The 15440-nt window shown below is 46.7% G+C and carries 17 protein-coding genes; 10 read left to right on the top strand and 7 right to left on the bottom strand.

What is annotated here, in order from left to right; genetic code table 11:
* The first annotated feature begins 25 nt into the window (after positions 1 to 25).
* Both ubiE and GY843_RS11835 read left to right on the top strand, forming a co-directional pair.
* Complete coding sequence (gene ubiE / locus GY843_RS11830) at positions 26 to 784, top strand: bifunctional demethylmenaquinone methyltransferase/2-methoxy-6-polyprenyl-1,4-benzoquinol methylase UbiE (RefSeq protein ID WP_297309905.1); 759 nt, start codon at positions 26 to 28, stop codon at positions 782 to 784.
* 29 nt (positions 785 to 813) lie between these two features.
* Positions 814 to 1422: an SCP2 sterol-binding domain-containing protein gene (locus GY843_RS11835; protein WP_297309847.1), complete on the top strand. Its 609-nt coding sequence runs from the start codon at positions 814 to 816 to the stop codon at positions 1420 to 1422.
* A gap of 53 nt (positions 1423 to 1475) precedes the next feature.
* Here GY843_RS11835 and GY843_RS11840 read toward each other — a convergent pair whose 3' ends face one another.
* From GY843_RS11840 to GY843_RS11855, 4 genes are read right to left on the bottom strand one after another with little or no spacing between them, the layout of a single operon-like run.
* Positions 1476 to 1889: a CopD family protein gene (locus GY843_RS11840; protein WP_297309849.1), complete on the bottom strand. Its 414-nt coding sequence runs from the start codon at positions 1887 to 1889 to the stop codon at positions 1476 to 1478.
* A gap of 8 nt (positions 1890 to 1897) precedes the next feature.
* Positions 1898 to 2677, bottom strand: coding sequence for a DUF2927 domain-containing protein (locus GY843_RS11845; protein ID WP_297309851.1), 780 nt, complete (start codon positions 2675 to 2677; stop codon positions 1898 to 1900).
* Between the two features lie 5 nt (positions 2678 to 2682).
* On the bottom strand, positions 2683 to 3345 hold the full coding sequence (locus GY843_RS11850) for a fumarylacetoacetate hydrolase family protein (protein WP_297309853.1): 663 nt from the start codon (positions 3343 to 3345) through the stop codon (positions 2683 to 2685).
* Positions 3346 to 3378: 33 nt separating this feature from the next.
* A complete protein-coding gene (locus GY843_RS11855; protein WP_297309855.1) occupies positions 3379 to 4584 on the bottom strand; it encodes an MFS transporter in 1206 nt (401 codons plus the stop codon).
* Positions 4585 to 4680: 96 nt separating this feature from the next.
* Here GY843_RS11855 and GY843_RS11860 point away from each other — a divergent pair, with 96 nt between their 5' ends.
* From GY843_RS11860 to serA, 3 genes are all read left to right on the top strand, one after another.
* Positions 4681 to 5571, top strand: a complete 891-nt coding sequence (locus GY843_RS11860; RefSeq protein ID WP_297309857.1) for a LysR family transcriptional regulator — start codon at positions 4681 to 4683, stop codon at positions 5569 to 5571.
* A 65-nt stretch (positions 5572 to 5636) separates the two neighbouring features.
* A complete protein-coding gene (locus GY843_RS11865) occupies positions 5637 to 5918 on the top strand; it encodes a pyrimidine/purine nucleoside phosphorylase (protein ID WP_297309860.1) in 282 nt (93 codons plus the stop codon).
* A gap of 236 nt (positions 5919 to 6154) precedes the next feature.
* Positions 6155 to 7387, top strand: coding sequence for a phosphoglycerate dehydrogenase (gene serA / locus GY843_RS11870; protein ID WP_297309862.1), 1233 nt, complete (start codon positions 6155 to 6157; stop codon positions 7385 to 7387).
* A gap of 71 nt (positions 7388 to 7458) precedes the next feature.
* Here serA and GY843_RS11875 read toward each other — a convergent pair whose 3' ends face one another.
* The gene (locus tag GY843_RS11875) at positions 7459 to 8451 is read right to left on the bottom strand and encodes an alpha/beta hydrolase (RefSeq protein ID WP_297309864.1); all 993 of its coding nucleotides are present in this window, start codon (positions 8449 to 8451) and stop codon (positions 7459 to 7461) included.
* A gap of 226 nt (positions 8452 to 8677) precedes the next feature.
* Between GY843_RS11875 and GY843_RS11880 the strand changes: the two genes are divergently transcribed.
* Positions 8678 to 10855, top strand: coding sequence for a malate synthase G (locus GY843_RS11880; protein WP_297309866.1), 2178 nt, complete (start codon positions 8678 to 8680; stop codon positions 10853 to 10855).
* Positions 10856 to 11098: 243 nt separating this feature from the next.
* Positions 11099 to 11929, top strand: a complete 831-nt coding sequence (locus GY843_RS11885; protein ID WP_297309868.1) for an NAD-dependent protein deacetylase — start codon at positions 11099 to 11101, stop codon at positions 11927 to 11929.
* Here GY843_RS11885 and GY843_RS11890 read toward each other — a convergent pair.
* Positions 11926 to 12120 (bottom strand): (2Fe-2S)-binding protein, encoded by a 195-nt coding sequence (locus GY843_RS11890; RefSeq protein WP_297309870.1) that lies wholly within the window; start codon positions 12118 to 12120, stop codon positions 11926 to 11928. The two genes, GY843_RS11885 and GY843_RS11890, sit on opposite strands and share 4 nt — an antisense overlap.
* Before the next feature lie 386 nt (positions 12121 to 12506).
* Here GY843_RS11890 and bfr (GY843_RS11895) point away from each other — a divergent pair, with 386 nt between their 5' ends.
* The 3 genes from bfr (GY843_RS11895) to GY843_RS11905 all read left to right on the top strand — a co-directional run bounded on the left by bfr (GY843_RS11895) (position 12507) and on the right by GY843_RS11905 (position 13854).
* Entirely contained in the window at positions 12507 to 12971 is a 465-nt protein-coding gene (bfr, locus tag GY843_RS11895) for a bacterioferritin (RefSeq protein WP_297309872.1), read from the top strand.
* A 15-nt stretch (positions 12972 to 12986) separates the two neighbouring features.
* Positions 12987 to 13460 carry a bacterioferritin gene (bfr, locus tag GY843_RS11900; protein WP_297309874.1) on the top strand — a complete coding sequence of 158 codons (474 nt, stop codon included), beginning with the start codon at positions 12987 to 12989 and terminating at the stop codon, positions 13458 to 13460.
* 112 nt (positions 13461 to 13572) lie between these two features.
* Positions 13573 to 13854, top strand: a complete 282-nt coding sequence (locus tag GY843_RS11905; RefSeq protein WP_297309876.1) for a peptidylprolyl isomerase — start codon at positions 13573 to 13575, stop codon at positions 13852 to 13854.
* A 6-nt stretch (positions 13855 to 13860) separates the two neighbouring features.
* Here GY843_RS11905 and GY843_RS11910 read toward each other — a convergent pair whose 3' ends face one another.
* Positions 13861 to 15294, bottom strand: coding sequence for a sensor domain-containing diguanylate cyclase (locus GY843_RS11910; protein ID WP_297309878.1), 1434 nt, complete (start codon positions 15292 to 15294; stop codon positions 13861 to 13863).
* Positions 15295 to 15440: the final 146 nt, after the last annotated feature.

Genomic DNA, 15440 nt, shown 5'->3' on the forward strand with positions numbered 1-15440 from the left:
AGAACAGAAATCAGGACACCCGGATATGGCTGACCAGCACAATAACGACACCACTCACTTTGGTTACGAAGATGTCCGTAAAGAGGACAAAGTGAAGCGCGTCGCTGATGTTTTCCACAGCGTTGCTGGCAAATACGATCTGATGAATGACTTGATGTCCGGTGGTGTTCACCGTCTATGGAAACGCATCACTATTGAACAAAGCGGTGTTCGCACGGGTAATACCGTTCTGGATATAGCCGGCGGCACCGGTGACCTGACCATGCGCTTCTCTCGCCTAGTAGGCCCAACTGGCAAAGTTGTTCTAGCAGATATCAACGACTCCATGCTGAAAGTGGGTCGCGACAAACTGATGGATAAAGGCGTAACCGGTAATGTGGAATTTGTTCAGGCCAATGCTGAATGCCTGCCTTTCCCTGACAACACCTTTGATGTTATCACCATCGCCTTTGGTCTGCGTAACGTTACAGACAAAGATGCTGCTCTGCGTTCAATGGCACGCGTACTGAAACCGGGTGGCAAGCTAATGGTTCTAGAATTTTCCAAGACCAACAACCCGCTATTGACCAAAGCTTACGATTTCTACTCTTTCAACATCCTGCCACAGATGGGTTCTGCTATCGCTGGCGATGCTGAAAGCTACCGTTATCTGGCTGAATCGATCCGTATGCACCCTGATCAGGAAACCCTGAAAGGCATGATGCAGCAAGCAGGACTGAGTAACTGCAAATACCAGAACATGACTGGTGGCATTGTAGCCCTGCATACTGGTATCAAACCGTAAACGTTAATCAGCTTTAAACGGTACCCCAAATGATCGAGATGTTGCAGGCAACCCTGTTTACGACTACTGAAGAAGTGTGCAATCAGCTTCTCAAGCGTGATCCGGTAACACTTCAGCATCTTGAGCGCCTTAGCGGCAAAGTAATAGCCATTGAACTGACCTTCCCACAACTGAATCTCTATCTGCTACCTAATGCCGACGGACTACAGATCCAATCCGTGTATAACGATGAGCCGGATGCAATTCTGAGTGGTTCTATTGTTGATTTTGCCACCCTTATCAGTAGCAAAGATAAAGTGGATGCGATGTTTGGCAAAACCATTCAGATAAGCGGCGATAGCGCTCTGGCGACACGCCTGCAGGAGATTCTGGCTGATGCTCAGATCGACTGGGAAGCAATGTTAGGAGATATAATCGGCGACCTTCCTGCACATCAGGTGGCAATGTACGCAGTCTGGAAAGCACAGTGGTATAAAAACAGCGCTAGTAGCCTGCTACACAACTTTGGCGAGTATGTAAAAGAAGAAGCTCGTCTGGTACCTACCCGACCGGAAGCGGACGCGTTTTATGCAGAAGTGGATAGTTTAAGATCACGGGTGGAACGACTGGCTGCCCGTATCTCCGCTAAAGCTAACTAAAGGCCTCGGTCTTATCGGGGATAGGTTTAAAACCTGCCCCTGAAATATTCCATCTAAAACGGCTTAACCACCACAAAGATCAGAATCGGAATAAAGATCAACAGTGGCAGCTCGTTAAAGAGACGGAAATAACGCCCACTCCTGTCCAACGTCCCTGCACGCATTTTGTTCAGATAAGACTTACACCAGAAGTGGTAACCGATCAGCAGAGCTACGAAAGTAAGCTTGGCATGTAACCAGCCACCACTGAAGCCGTATCCAAACCAGAGCCACAATCCAAGCCCTAAGGTAAACACCGCCATAATGGTCATAAAGCCGTACAGCTTACCCGCCATTATCTCTAGGCGAGCCACATCCTGCCCAGCCTCCCGGCCTTCAACATAATGCACAAAGATACGTGGCAGGTAGAAGATTCCTGCCATCCAACTGGTCATCGCTAAAATATGGAACGTTTTAACCCAAAGCATGTAAAACCTCAGTAACCGAGTAGAGGATAAAGTTCACCGCGTCTAACTTCGCGGGCGGCGTCGCGAATTGTACCTTGAGATTGCCATTTTCGAATAACTTTTCTAAGTACAGGCCGGGCCTGACTCTCAGTCATCCCCACTTTAATCTCAGGCTGGTAGAGGGTTTTCAGCAACAGATAATCCAGACCAGAAAGCAGATGCTCGGGGGTCCTGTCATTAAAAATTGAGGGATAAACTTTTTCAGAATCATTTGGCAAGCCAAGAACCTGAGTAATCTCTTCGACAATGCAGGTCACTAGTTTTCCATGCATACGTGCCTGATCAACAGGAATAATGACCCCTGCACTCAAGATCTCGTAGCGCCCGTTAACACGAAAATTCGCCATACACACAGCATTGTGCGCTACCGATTCCGCCTTTTTACCAAACAACCTGCCTACTTGCCTTTTCCAATCGACCTGACGAGTAAAAACTATCTTGAGATTGGCTTGGCTTTCACTGCTGACCAATTGAATAGGATGACCGGTAATCTGCGTAAGATGTTCAATATGCATCCGTACCAGATCAGTATGCATCTGCTGATCTGCAACCTGATGATCCAACCAGATTTTGATCGGTTTCTTCCACTTCCGCACAAAGTTACCCTGTCGGGTATATTCATTACGTAAAGCGATCTCGACAAAAGCCCTCTCAATAAATTCGGGCTTATGCCAATGAATATCATCAGCTAAGGAGGAAGCCGAAACAAAGGTAAAAAATAGCGCCGTAACAAAAGCTTTAAACGTCACAGAGCTTACTGAGCCTGAGTAGTAACCGAGATCAAATCAGCCAGATCAACCTGCAATTGATCACCCGGCTGAATCGGGCCAACCCCTGCTGGAGTTCCCGTTAGAATCACATCCCCTGGCATAAGGGTAAAGAATTGGCTGGTATAGCTGATGAGAGGCAGAACCTGATTCAACATATGCGAGCTATTACCATGCTGACGTGTTTCACCATTTACCGTTAGTTTAATCTCTACATCCTGCAGATCAGGAACAGACTCCGCTTTAGCAAAAACAGAAAGAGGGCAGGAACCATCAAACGCTTTGGCCTTTTCCCACGGATGACCTTTATCCTTCAGTTTCCCCTGCAGATCTCGCAAGGTCAGATCTAGCCCCAAACCAACACCAACGATAGCCGCTTTAGCTTCCTCTTCTGAGGCTTTACACAACTCAGAACCAATCAGAACAGACATTTCAGTTTCAAAATGAACGCTACCCATTCCTTGAGGAATAGCAAATGGCTCAGACATATCAACAACACTGCTGGCAGGTTTGATAAACAACATCGGCTCTGTTGGAATAGGATTATTCAATTCTGCGGCATGGTCAGCATAGTTTCGGCCAACACAAATAATCTTACCCAAAGGCAGTTGCGCTTCAGTTCCATCCAGATAACGATGTTGATAGCTCATCTCTACTCCTCGATTTGATAGTTAGTAACGATGTTACCCTGTGCAGATTTGTTGAGCCAGTATAGCGCGCGTCTTGAAATGCAAAACGAGAGACAACAAGAGAGTGATAGCTAAGATAAGCAACGATCCAACGACCACGCCATCCCAGGCCATCCAATGCCAGAAGGGATCAAGGTATAAACCACCGGTACTTGCCCCCAGATAATAGAAGACCAGATAGATGGAAGAAGCCGTTGCTTTAGCATGAATGGCGTTATGGCTTACCCAGCTACTGACACTGGAGTGTGCAACGAAGAGGCCGAAGGCATTCAGAAGAAAACCTGACAAAATAGCCAATACACTGCCCTGAAGTGTCAGCAATGATCCCAGCATCAAGCAGATAACACCGCCTGCAATAATCAGTGGTTGCGGCATAACTGCAGCAAAACGTCCCGAAACAAAAGAGCCAACAGTCCCACTTAAATAGGTCAGAAACAACATTCCAAGCAAACTGGCTGACAGGTTATAAGGCGCATCTGCCAACATAAAAGTGGCGTAGCTGTACTGGTTGATAAAGATAAAGAAGTTAAAACCACCGACAAGGTAAGCCAGTAACAACAGCGGGTTGCGCAGATGACCCGCCATATCAGAAAACATTTTGCTGGGAGTTAAAGGTTTAGAGTTAAAGTTCTCCGACGCAGGCAATAACCAGACAAACAGACTAAGACAGATAAAACTAACCAGACTCATACATAGAAAAGCTTCCTGCCAACCAAACCAATCACCGATGAAACCTCCTATCAGGCGACCACCAATCCCTCCCAGTGTATTAGCTCCAATATAGATACCCACAGCAGATACAAGCGCACTCCTACTGAACTCATCACCCATATAAGCGATGGCGATAGCAGGCAAACCTGCCAGGAAAAAGCCTTGTAGCGCTCGAAGAAAAAGCAACTGACTGTAACTCTCGACTAGCGATAGGGAAAAAGTACAAAACATCACCCCACACATAGTGCAAACCATCAAAAGATTGCGACCGATCGCATCAGACAGTGGTCCAAACAGAAGCAGAGACAAACCCAGGGTCAGAGTTGTGATGGTAACGCTCAAACCTGCCTCCAGAGGGCTGATCTGAAATTGTGCTGCAAGCATCGGTAGTAACGGCTGGGGGATATAGGCATTGGCAAAGATCATAAATGCACCCAGACATAGCGCCAGAGTCGCCTTTCTGAATTGCGGAGTATTACTCTCAATCATGACCTTCCCCCTGTGAATGAATGCAGGAAAGATAGCAAACACAGAATAATCATTAAAATATATACTTTTTATGCTTTACATAAGAAAATCTTATACATGGATATCAAACATCTGCGCTACTTCAAAACCGTTGCCGATCTCAGCAGCTTTACCAAAGCGGCTCAGCAACTGTATATAGCCCAACCCGCTATCAGCATGGCAATACGTAAACTCGAAGAAGAACTAGAACTGACCCTGCTCCACCGTAAAGATCGCAAGGTCAGCCTTACCGACGAAGGACATCATTTATATAGACACGCCTGCAGGATCATCCAGGCCAGCGAAGATGCTTTGCTAGAAATGCAGGAGCTTAAAGGTCTATTGAAAGGTGAAGTCCGTGTAGGTATCCCCAGTATGCTGGGTTCTTATTACTTCCCGCCAATACTAATGGCTTTTCGCGATCGTTATCCTCAACTGACGCTCACAGTGATTGATGGGGGCGCAGGAAAACTGCAGGAACTACTAGAAAAAGGAGAACTGGATCTCGCGGTAGTGGTTGATCAATGGATGCCGGATTCAAGCACCTTGCAGTCCAGAGTGTTTCTACGTGAACAGATGATGGTGATCAGCCCCAAAGATCATCCGTTTGCCGCACTTGATAGCATTCAATACGAACAGCTTTTTGCTGAAGAACTCGTCATGTTTAACAGCGGCTACTTTCATCGTAATGTTGTCGATCGTCTCTCAGCTGAAGCAGGTATAACGCCTAATATCAGCTTTGAGACCAATCTGATTCCACTTATCAAATCCATCGTCAAGCAGGGTTTCGCTATCTCGACCCTGATGGAGATGGTGATCCGTGACGAGCCCGATCTGATCGCCCGCCCCTTTACCAATCCGGTCTGGCTTGACCTATCCATCGCCTGGCGAAAAGAGGGGTATCTCTCCCAAGCCAACCAAACTTTTGTCGATTTTGTACTAGAACATAGCTGCAAAGAACAGGGATAAACTGACAACTTGCAGCGATCTGCTTTTATCTCTATGATTCGCGCAAATTTCAGGAGACCCATATTATGTTGAACGTAAACGAATACTTCGACGGTAAAGTAAAATCCATCGGCTTCGAGAACAGCGAAGGCAAAGTAACTTCTGGTGTGATGGCTCCAGGCGAATATGAATTCGGCACCAGCGAAGACGAGCTGATGAAAGTAGTTAGCGGCGAACTGATCGTTAAACTGCCAGGCAGCGATGAATTTCAGTCTTTCCCAACAGGTACTGAGTTTAAAGTTGCAGCTAATCAGAGCTTTCAGCTGAAGGTTGAACAGGCGACAGCTTATCTGTGCTTCTACGGCTAATACATCCCGTATTGTGCTGTGGGGACAGGATCAATCCTGTCCCCGAAATTCAAATCCAATCTATCTCAACTCAAATTGAATATTTTTCCGCCATTTCAGGCTGAACATTCATCCTTTTCAACTTTCCATGTGCTAATATTCGCGCTTTCATTTTTTAGCGATTAATCCTGTGACATTCCCTTAGCGGTATTTATGCCCTACGGAATAAAGGTCACGCAAATAAAGAGCTGCACACCATGAGTCAAACAACCTCTCTTGATAAAAGCAAAATCAAGATTTTGTTGCTGGAAGGCGTTCACCAGTCTGCGGTGGACACTTTTAATCAGAATGGTTACACCAACATTGAATTCCTGACTGGCTCCCTGCCGGAAGAGGAACTGATCGAGCGTGTGAAAGATGTTCACTTCATCGGTATTCGTTCCCGCACTCAGCTGACTCCAGAAGTTTTTGAAGCCGCTGAGAAACTGGTTGCTGTTGGTTGCTTCTGTATCGGTACCAACCAGGTGAACCTAGAAGCAGCAACCATGCGTGGTGTTGCGGTATTTAACGCTCCATTCTCCAATACTCGTTCTGTTGCTGAGCTGGTAATTGCTGAAGCGATCCTGCTGCTACGTGGTGTTGCTGAGAAAAATGCTAAGGCACACCGTGGTGAATGGCAGAAATCAGCTAAGAACTCTTACGAAATCCGTGGCAAAAAGCTGGGTATTGTAGGTTACGGTAGCATCGGTTCTCAGTTGAGTGTTATCGCTGAAGCTCTGGGTATGGACGTTTACTTCTACGATGTAGTTACCAAGCTACCTCTGGGTAACGCAACTCAGGTTGGCTCTTTGAAAGAGCTGCTTAACATGAGTGATATCGTTTCTCTACACGTTCCGGAAACTCCATCGACTAAAGATATGATGGGCGAAGCTCAGTTCAATGAGATGAAACAGGGCTCCATCTTCCTGAACGCTGCTCGCGGCACGGTTGTGGTAATCGACGAGCTATGTAAAGCACTGGATTCTGGTCGCCTGTTGGGCGCTGCTGTTGACGTGTTCCCTGTTGAACCACGTACTAATAATGACGAGTTTATCTCTCCGCTGCGTGAATACGACAACGTTATCCTGACACCTCACGTAGGTGGTTCCACAATGGAAGCTCAGGAAAACATCGGTTACGAAGTATCTGAGAAACTGATCAAGTACAGTGACAACGGTTCCTCTATCACTTCTGTTAACTTCCCAGAAGTTGCACTGCCAGAGCATCCGAATGTTCACCGCCTGCTGCACGTTCACAACAATGTGCCGGGTGTAATGTCTGCGATCAACAATGTGTTCTCTGAAAACAGCATTAATATCAGCGGCCAGTACCTGCAGACCAATGAAAAAGTTGGTTATGTAGTGGTTGATGTAGATGCAGACTGCTCTACAGTTGCACTTGAGAACCTAAAACAGATCGAAGGCACTATCCGCTGCCGTCGCCTGTTCTAAGCTGCTTTTTAGAGGACAGATTTAAATCTGTCCTCCTGGCTTTAGGCAAACCCCAGTTTTTCTGGGGTTTGTTATTTCTGGGCAAAGTCTTTTTCCCATTCCATAAAAATCTTTTGAATCTGGTTAAACACCTGATCCCTGTATTCTGGTGACTCATTCACCAGATGGTGCTTGGCATCATCCACTAAAGTCATCTCCAACTCTGGATACAACCGGCCCAACACCGCCATATTATGGTGCCAGTCAACTGTTCCATCATTTGTGCCCTGAATCATATGGATACGCCCGGGTACCGGTTTATGACTTTCTATCCAATTACCCCAAGCTAACATCGCCCCGATCCAGCTCACGGGTATCTCTCTATGCTGCAGCAGATCATGCTCAGCAACAAAATGCATAAAGGATTTATCATGGGAGTTCTGACCATATTTACGCGGCACACGGCGTAAAACATATTTAAGCCAGCGATAACGACGCTGTATCGAGCGCCACATTGAAGGCCTGACTAACGGCGCCAGCAATATTCGCTCACCTAAACTCGGAATCTGCTTATCTGTAAACAGCAGCTGGTGCGCCATCACCACAGCCGCCCCTGTGCTCTGTCCTATCAAATGCACCGGATAGTTAAGCTCCTGATCAAAGCGACTCATCACTTCTGAAAGCTGTGTTGCATAGTGATGAAAATCATCCACATGTAACGGGTCCCCATCAGATAGACCATGGCCGCTCAGGTCATAACAGAGCACATTAAAGCCTGAAGACAGAAGATCGTTAATCAGATGCTGATACAACCCCATGTGATCCATATAACCATGCAACACAATCACGGTCCCTCTGCAATTTTCTCCAGGTTTGAGAAAGAAGGACTGCATCGTGATCCACACTTCATCCAGATCAATACGACCTATGCGATATTCCGCGCGCTCAGCCAGATCCAGTAGATGATATAAGCGCAGATAAGAACGCACACTTTCACTGGGAATCCCAACGGAAGCATCCAAATAGAGTGGTAACCCTTGCACCAAAAACTCTCGATCAAACGCAGGCATAACGACTCCAGCCATTGCTCTGATACCTTTAAATGTAGCCTATTCCGAGCACACATTCGTGTGACTTATACCAACTATAAAGCCAGCTTATCGCAATTTTTGCTGGAGTTGGGCGACTTTTAGGGCCGTTTACGCTACTGTTGCAACGCACAAAGTCAGCTGCATACAACAATGCAGTATCAATACCAGTTCACGGTTGCCTCGCACCTGAACTGCCTGAAACATAACTGGGGCATTTATTATGAGTCAAAGAGTACAGAGCGGCGGCCTGCAGGTAGCACAGGCTCTTTACGATTTCGTTAACAACGAAGCACTGCCAGGCACTGGCGTAACCAGCGAACAGTTTTGGGCTGGTTTCGACGCAATCGTGCACGACCTGGCACCAAAGAATCGCGACCTTCTAGCTAAGCGTGACGCGATCCAAGAACAAATTGATGCATGGCACCGCGAACGTCAGGGCCAGGCATTTGATCTGGAAGCTTACAAAGCATTCCTGACAGAGATCGGTTACCTTCTACCTGAAGGTGATGACTTCGAAGCATCTACTGCAAACGTTGATCCAGAGATGGCAACAATGGCAGGCCCACAGCTGGTAGTACCAGTAATGAATGCACGCTTTGCACTGAACGCTGCAAACGCACGCTGGGGTAGTCTGTACGATGCGCTGTACGGTACTGATGCTGTTTCTGAAGAAGGCGGCGCAGAAAAAACAGGTAGTTTTAACCCTGTACGCGGCGCTAAAGTAATCGAAGCTGCACGTGAATTCCTGGATCAGGCTGCACCACTGGCAGCGGGCTCTCACAAGGATTCCACTGGTTACAGCATTGCCGATGGCAAACTAGCTGTAGCAATGAAAGATGGCAGCACAACAACGCTGGCTGACGCTGAAAAGCTGGTTGGTTACAACGGCGAACAGTCCGCTCCGGAATCTATCCTGCTGACAAACAACGGCCTGCACTTTGAGATTCAGGTAGACCGTGACAGCCAGATCGGTAAAGACGATGCAGCTGGCATCAAAGATATCGTGATGGAAGCAGCACTGACTGCGATCATGGACTGTGAAGATTCTGTTGCAGCAGTAGATGGCGATGACAAAGTAGTTATCTACCGCAACTGGTTGGGTTTGATGAAAGGCGACCTGACTGAAGAAGTAAACAAAGGCGGTAAGACTTTCACTCGTTCTATCAATGGCGACCGTGAATTTACTGCTCTGGACGGTTCTTCTCTGGCTCTTAAAGGCCGCAGCCTGATGTTCGTTCGTAACGTAGGTCACCTGATGACTAACGAAGCGATCCTGGACAAAGAGGGTAACGAAGTACCAGAAGGCATCATGGACGGCATGGTGACCACCCTGATCTCTATCCACGACATCAAGGGTAACGGCAAGTACAGCAACACTGTAACTGGCTCTACTTACATCGTTAAGCCGAAGATGCACGGCCCTGAAGAAGTTGCGTTTGCTAACGAACTGTTCGGCCGCATCGAAGATGTACTAGGTCTGGAACGCTTCACTATGAAAATGGGTATCATGGATGAAGAGCGCCGTACTACAGTTAACCTGAAAGAGTGTATCCGCGCGGCGAAAGAGCGTGTTGTATTTATCAACACTGGCTTCCTGGACCGTACTGGTGACGAGATCCACACTTCTATGGAAGCTGGCCCAATGATCCGTAAAGGCGACATGAAAGCCGCTTCTTGGATCGGCGCGTACGAAAACTGGAACGTTGACAATGGTCTTCTGTGTGGCCTGCAGGGTCGCGCACAGATCGGTAAAGGCATGTGGCCAATCCCAGATCAGATGGCAAACATGCTGGAAGCTAAGATCGGCCATCCAATGTCTGGTGCTAACACTGCATGGGTTCCATCTCCAACAGCAGCCGTACTGCACGCAACTCACTACCACCAGGTAGACGTATTTGCGCGCCAGGACGAACTGAAAGCACGTGACCGCGCAAATCTGGACGACATTCTGACTGTACCAGTTGAAACAAACCCAAGCTGGTCTGCTGAAGAGATTCAGGAAGAGCTGGATAACAACGCACAGGGCATCCTGGGTTACGTTGTTCGCTGGATCGACCAGGGCGTTGGTTGCTCCAAAGTGCCTGACATCAACGATGTAGGTCTGATGGAAGACCGTGCAACTCTACGTATCTCCAGCCAGCACATCGCTAACTGGTTGCGCCACGGTATCTGTTCTGAAGAGCAGGTAATGGAAACGCTTAAGCGCATGGCTGCTGTAGTAGATCGTCAGAACGAAAACGATCCTCTGTACCGCCCAATGGCTGGCAACTTCGAAGACAGCGTTGCGTTCGCAGCAGCGTGCGAACTAGTAATCGAAGGCTGTGTACAGCCAAACGGTTACACTGAGCCAGTTCTGCACCGTCGTCGTATCGAAGCAAAAGCTAAATTTGGTGCTTGAGAATCAGACATCTGATTAACACTGAATTACGTAAAAAGCCGTGTCCTGCAAAGGGCGCGGCTTTTTTGTTTTGTGGGAGCGGTGTCCTCACCGCGATAATATTTTGATGCAGAATCGTATGTTAATCGGCGTGATACCCACAAGAGACAACGCCTCCAACGCACAACCAACGCACACCTTTGGCATTCAGAGGTTTCTAATCATAAAAGGTTTATACTGTTAATTTTTGTACTCAAAAATTCTATGACCCACGCTGAACAACTCGCAGACTTCATAACCAAACACCCAAAGCTGGTTGTATTGACCGGCGCTGGCGTGAGTACCGATTCAGGCATTCCCGCCTACAGAGACAAGTCGGGGAACTGGATGCACTCAGCGCCAGTGCAGCATAAAGAGTACATGGAAAGCCATTACGCCAGGCAGCGTTACTGGACTCGTAGCTTAATTGGCTGGCCATTAATGCGCGACGCAAAACCCAGCACAGCTCACTACGTATTGAGCAAATTAGAGCAGATGGGGTTTATCCAACTTCTGATTACTCAGAATGTCGATCGTCTTCACCAGCATTCCGGCAGTGAAAGAGTACTCGATCTACACGGTCGTTCAGACAAGGTCAGATGCATGAGTTGTGCTGCCTACTATGATCGCAGAGATATCCACAACCAGACAGCTGAGGCTAACCCACAATTTGAAATAGTGACTGCTGGCGCCCGCCCTGATGGTGATGCGAATCTAGAGTCTGAAGCTTTTACTGATTTTACGGTGCTTGACTGCGAAGCATGTGGGGGAATTCTGAAGCCCGACGTAGTCTATTTTGGCGACAATGTCCCCAAGGAGTCGGTTTTCACTGCGTTGGATATTTTAGAAGAAGCGGATGCCCTATTGACCGTTGGGACATCTCTCATGGTCTATTCAGGCTACCGATTTTGTAAGAAAGCTAAGGAATGGCATAAGCCTATCTGCGCGCTAAATCTTGGCGTAACACGCGCAGATGAACTGCTGGCTCTAAAACTAGACGCGCCTATTGCAGAAACGCTGCAAGGAGCGATGGAGATCTTGAAGAAAAGGCTTTAAGCCGGAACAGCCAGATCGTAATCTGATTCTGCCAGATGCTCTTTCATTACCTTTCGGGCAACACAAACACACTTGCCACACTGGCTACCTACAGCCAACTCTTTATTCAGATCACGTACGGAACGAGCACCGTCATCAACCGCATCACGTACATCGCTACAGGTAATATTTTCGCAGATACAAACAAACATTTTATACAGAACCAATCTAAACAAAACCGGTAATGATAATAATTATCACAAGCAATATTTGCAACAAACAAAACGCGAATCTTGTTGAAAATTATTCTCAATTAATCGAATCAGCTGAATCCTCTTCAACTAAATCTCCTCAGCCTCAATCTCCTAACCAAACTTTTTTCTTAACCTACTGTTTTAGTTGGTTATTTAATGACGCTATCACAATACCCATACAAAACCGGTTACTATTTATACAGAATAAGAATGAGAATCCAACGCATTAAATTTAACAACCAATTGATTTAAAAGATGTTTTTTTTGATTTTGTCATATTTCAGCACTACACTTTTCGCACTTCAAAAATAAGCTGGGCGGTAAGACTAGAAAGGAGATCCCCCATGCAAGGTGACAAACAAGTTATCAGCTACCTGAATAAGGTACTGACCAGTGAGCTAACCTCCATCAACCAGTTTTTCCTTCATGCCCGTATGTATAAAAACTGGGGGCTGGATGAGTTAAATGGGAAGGCTTACAAAAAATCAATTAAAGATATGAAGCAGGCAGATGATCTCATCGAACGTATTCTGTTTCTGGAAGGTTTACCTAACCTTCAGCAACTAGGACGTCTGCGCATAGGTGAACATACAGAAGAGATGTTGCAGTGTGATATGGATTTTCAACTGGAACAACTCACTTTGCTACGCGAAGCCATCGCCTACTGTGAAACAGCCAGCGATTATGTAAGCCGTGAACTGCTCGAAGATATTCTGGAGTACGAAGAAGATCATGTGGACTGGATTGAAACCCAGCAGTACCTGATCGACAACTCAGGCATCCAGAACTACCTGCAATCCCAAATGTAAGTGGAGATCAAAACCATGAAAGGCAACCAACGTGTAATCGACGCTCTAAATGGCCTGCTGGCAATGGAGCTGGCAGCGATGGACCAATATTTCATCCACTCCCGCATGTACGATGATTGGGGTCTGCACAAACTATTTGAACGTATTGATCATGAGTTTGATGATGAGAAAGGCCACGCTGCGGCACTGATCGAACGCATGCTGTTTCTGGAAGGCATTCCAGATATGACCAAGCGAGATGGCTTCAAGGTAGGAACCGATGTGCCATCCATGCTGGAATCTGATCTGCGAGTTGAATATGAAGTAGCCCAGAGACTGAAGGATGCTATCAAGCTCTGTGAAGAAGAGCAGGATTATGTCAGCCGTGAGATTCTTGAGAAGCTTCTTGAAGATACCGAAGACGATCACGCTTACTGGCTGGAAAAGCAGCTGGGGTTGATCAAAAAAATCGGCTTGCAGAACTATCTGCAATCACAGATGGGCGAATAACTCTCTATTCTTGTTATATTTCTTAAAGGCGCTGGAAACAGCGTCTTTTTATTTGTCTGCGTAAAAACAACTTTTGCGGTAAAATTGGGTTTCAAGATCTGGAGAATTCCCTATGGCAAACCGCGCCTGCGCCCGACATATTCTGGTTAAAACCCGTGATGAAGCGGAAAGACTGAAAAAGCGACTTAAGCTGGGTAATGACTTTGGCAAACTAGCCAAGAAATATTCCCTATGCCCTTCCGGGAAACGCTTTGGTGATCTCGGTGAATTTCGACGCGGGCAGATGGTTAAGCCATTTGAAGACGTAGTATTCAAAAAACCTCTTCACGTAGTTCACGGCCCGGTTAAAACCCGGTTCGGCTGGCATCTGATCGAAACGATTTACAGAAAGTAGCTCTGTTCAACCAGAACAAGCTCTATTGCGCCCTTCAGCTTTTGCCCGATAAAGCCCAGAATCCGCCTGCTGCACATGCATATCAAGATCGAAATCTTCACGCTGTTCTGCCGCGCCGATACTAACGGAAAGCCCTTGTTTGACTATATCGCTCAGTGAGCTGTCGCCATTGATACAGCCTCTGATACGTTCTGCTATCTCGCTTGCACTGGCCAGATCAGTTTGAGGCAACAGCAGAAGAAACTCATCGCCACCCCAGCGAGATACCAGATCGGAGGGACGCAGGATATCACTTAATAAGTCAGAGACTCTTTTCAGCACCTCATCACCTGCATTATGCCCGTAGCGGTCGTTAACCTCCTTAAAATGATCGATGTCGACAATAAGCAAACTCAAGGGAGCACCACTGCGCTCATGTTGATTGCGAATACCCTTGTAGCGATCAACAAAAGCCCTACGATTAATCAGAGAAGTTAAAGGGTCACGCCAGGCAATACTCTCCAACTCAGCCTGATAATGCCGGATCACTTTGAGTAACAGAACAAGCACTATACCGGTCACCAACAGACAGACTATCGCGGTAACTACCAGTGAAGGGCGAAGCACATCAAACACTCGCTCCTGCTCAGCTTCCACACATAGAATTAAACCTAGTTCATCAATATGCCGGGTATTAAGTAGGAATGTTTTTCCATCTCGTTCGTAGGAGAAAGAGCCCTGCGGATCTCTTAGGATTGATTGCACAATATCAGTCATGCCAGGTTCCTGATGCAGGCTCTGAGCAACTTCATGCCGCTCATCATGCAACAGAACATGGCCACGCTGGGTCACAAAGTAGACATTATTAGAGTAGCGTTCACGGTAATCGCTAAGGATCTGTTTGATACTGGCCAGATTTAGACCTAAACCTGTCGCTCCTATAAAGGTGCCGTCAGGTGCATGAATCTTATAGTTAATGAAAATCGTAAGTGCATCCCGGTTCGCCATATCCGGATCAATATTCAGTTCACTTTCTTCATCCATCAGCCGAACCCGAAAATACCACTCATCCCGTGGATCTGTTTTCGAGACCTGTTTTAACCAGCCACCTGCGTGATAGTAGTTCCGAGTATTCTCGGAAACCATGAATGCGGTAAAGGCTCCGTATTTATCCTTAATACCTTTCAGATAACGCGTAACAGCCTCGGTATCATGCTCTCCATCTAAGATCCAATCCTGCAGAAAGGTATCATTTCCCATAAAGGAGGATACCGTACGAGGCAAAATCAAATCCCTTTGCACTTCGGCATAAATATTGTCGCTGGTAAGCGGTAGTTCATGCTTCACCACAACATCTAGAGCGGCTTCCCTGGAAATGAAAAAACTCACCGCAGCAGTCACCGTAAAACCCGTCACGATTAAGAAACTAACGACAAGGAGCATCTGCTGCTTAAATTTCAACTGCCTGACTTCCCTAAAGTATTTAATACAGTCCAAGCTACCGCTTCGGGCATCACAATACCAGCATAAAAATTTATAGATGAATCATCGCTTAAGTTGATTAAAATCAGTCTACGCAAAATAAATAGATATATAATCATTCGCAT

The sequence above is a fragment of the Neptuniibacter sp. genome (assembly GCF_024231755.1).
GTDB lineage: Bacteria > Pseudomonadota > Gammaproteobacteria > Pseudomonadales > Balneatricaceae > Neptuniibacter.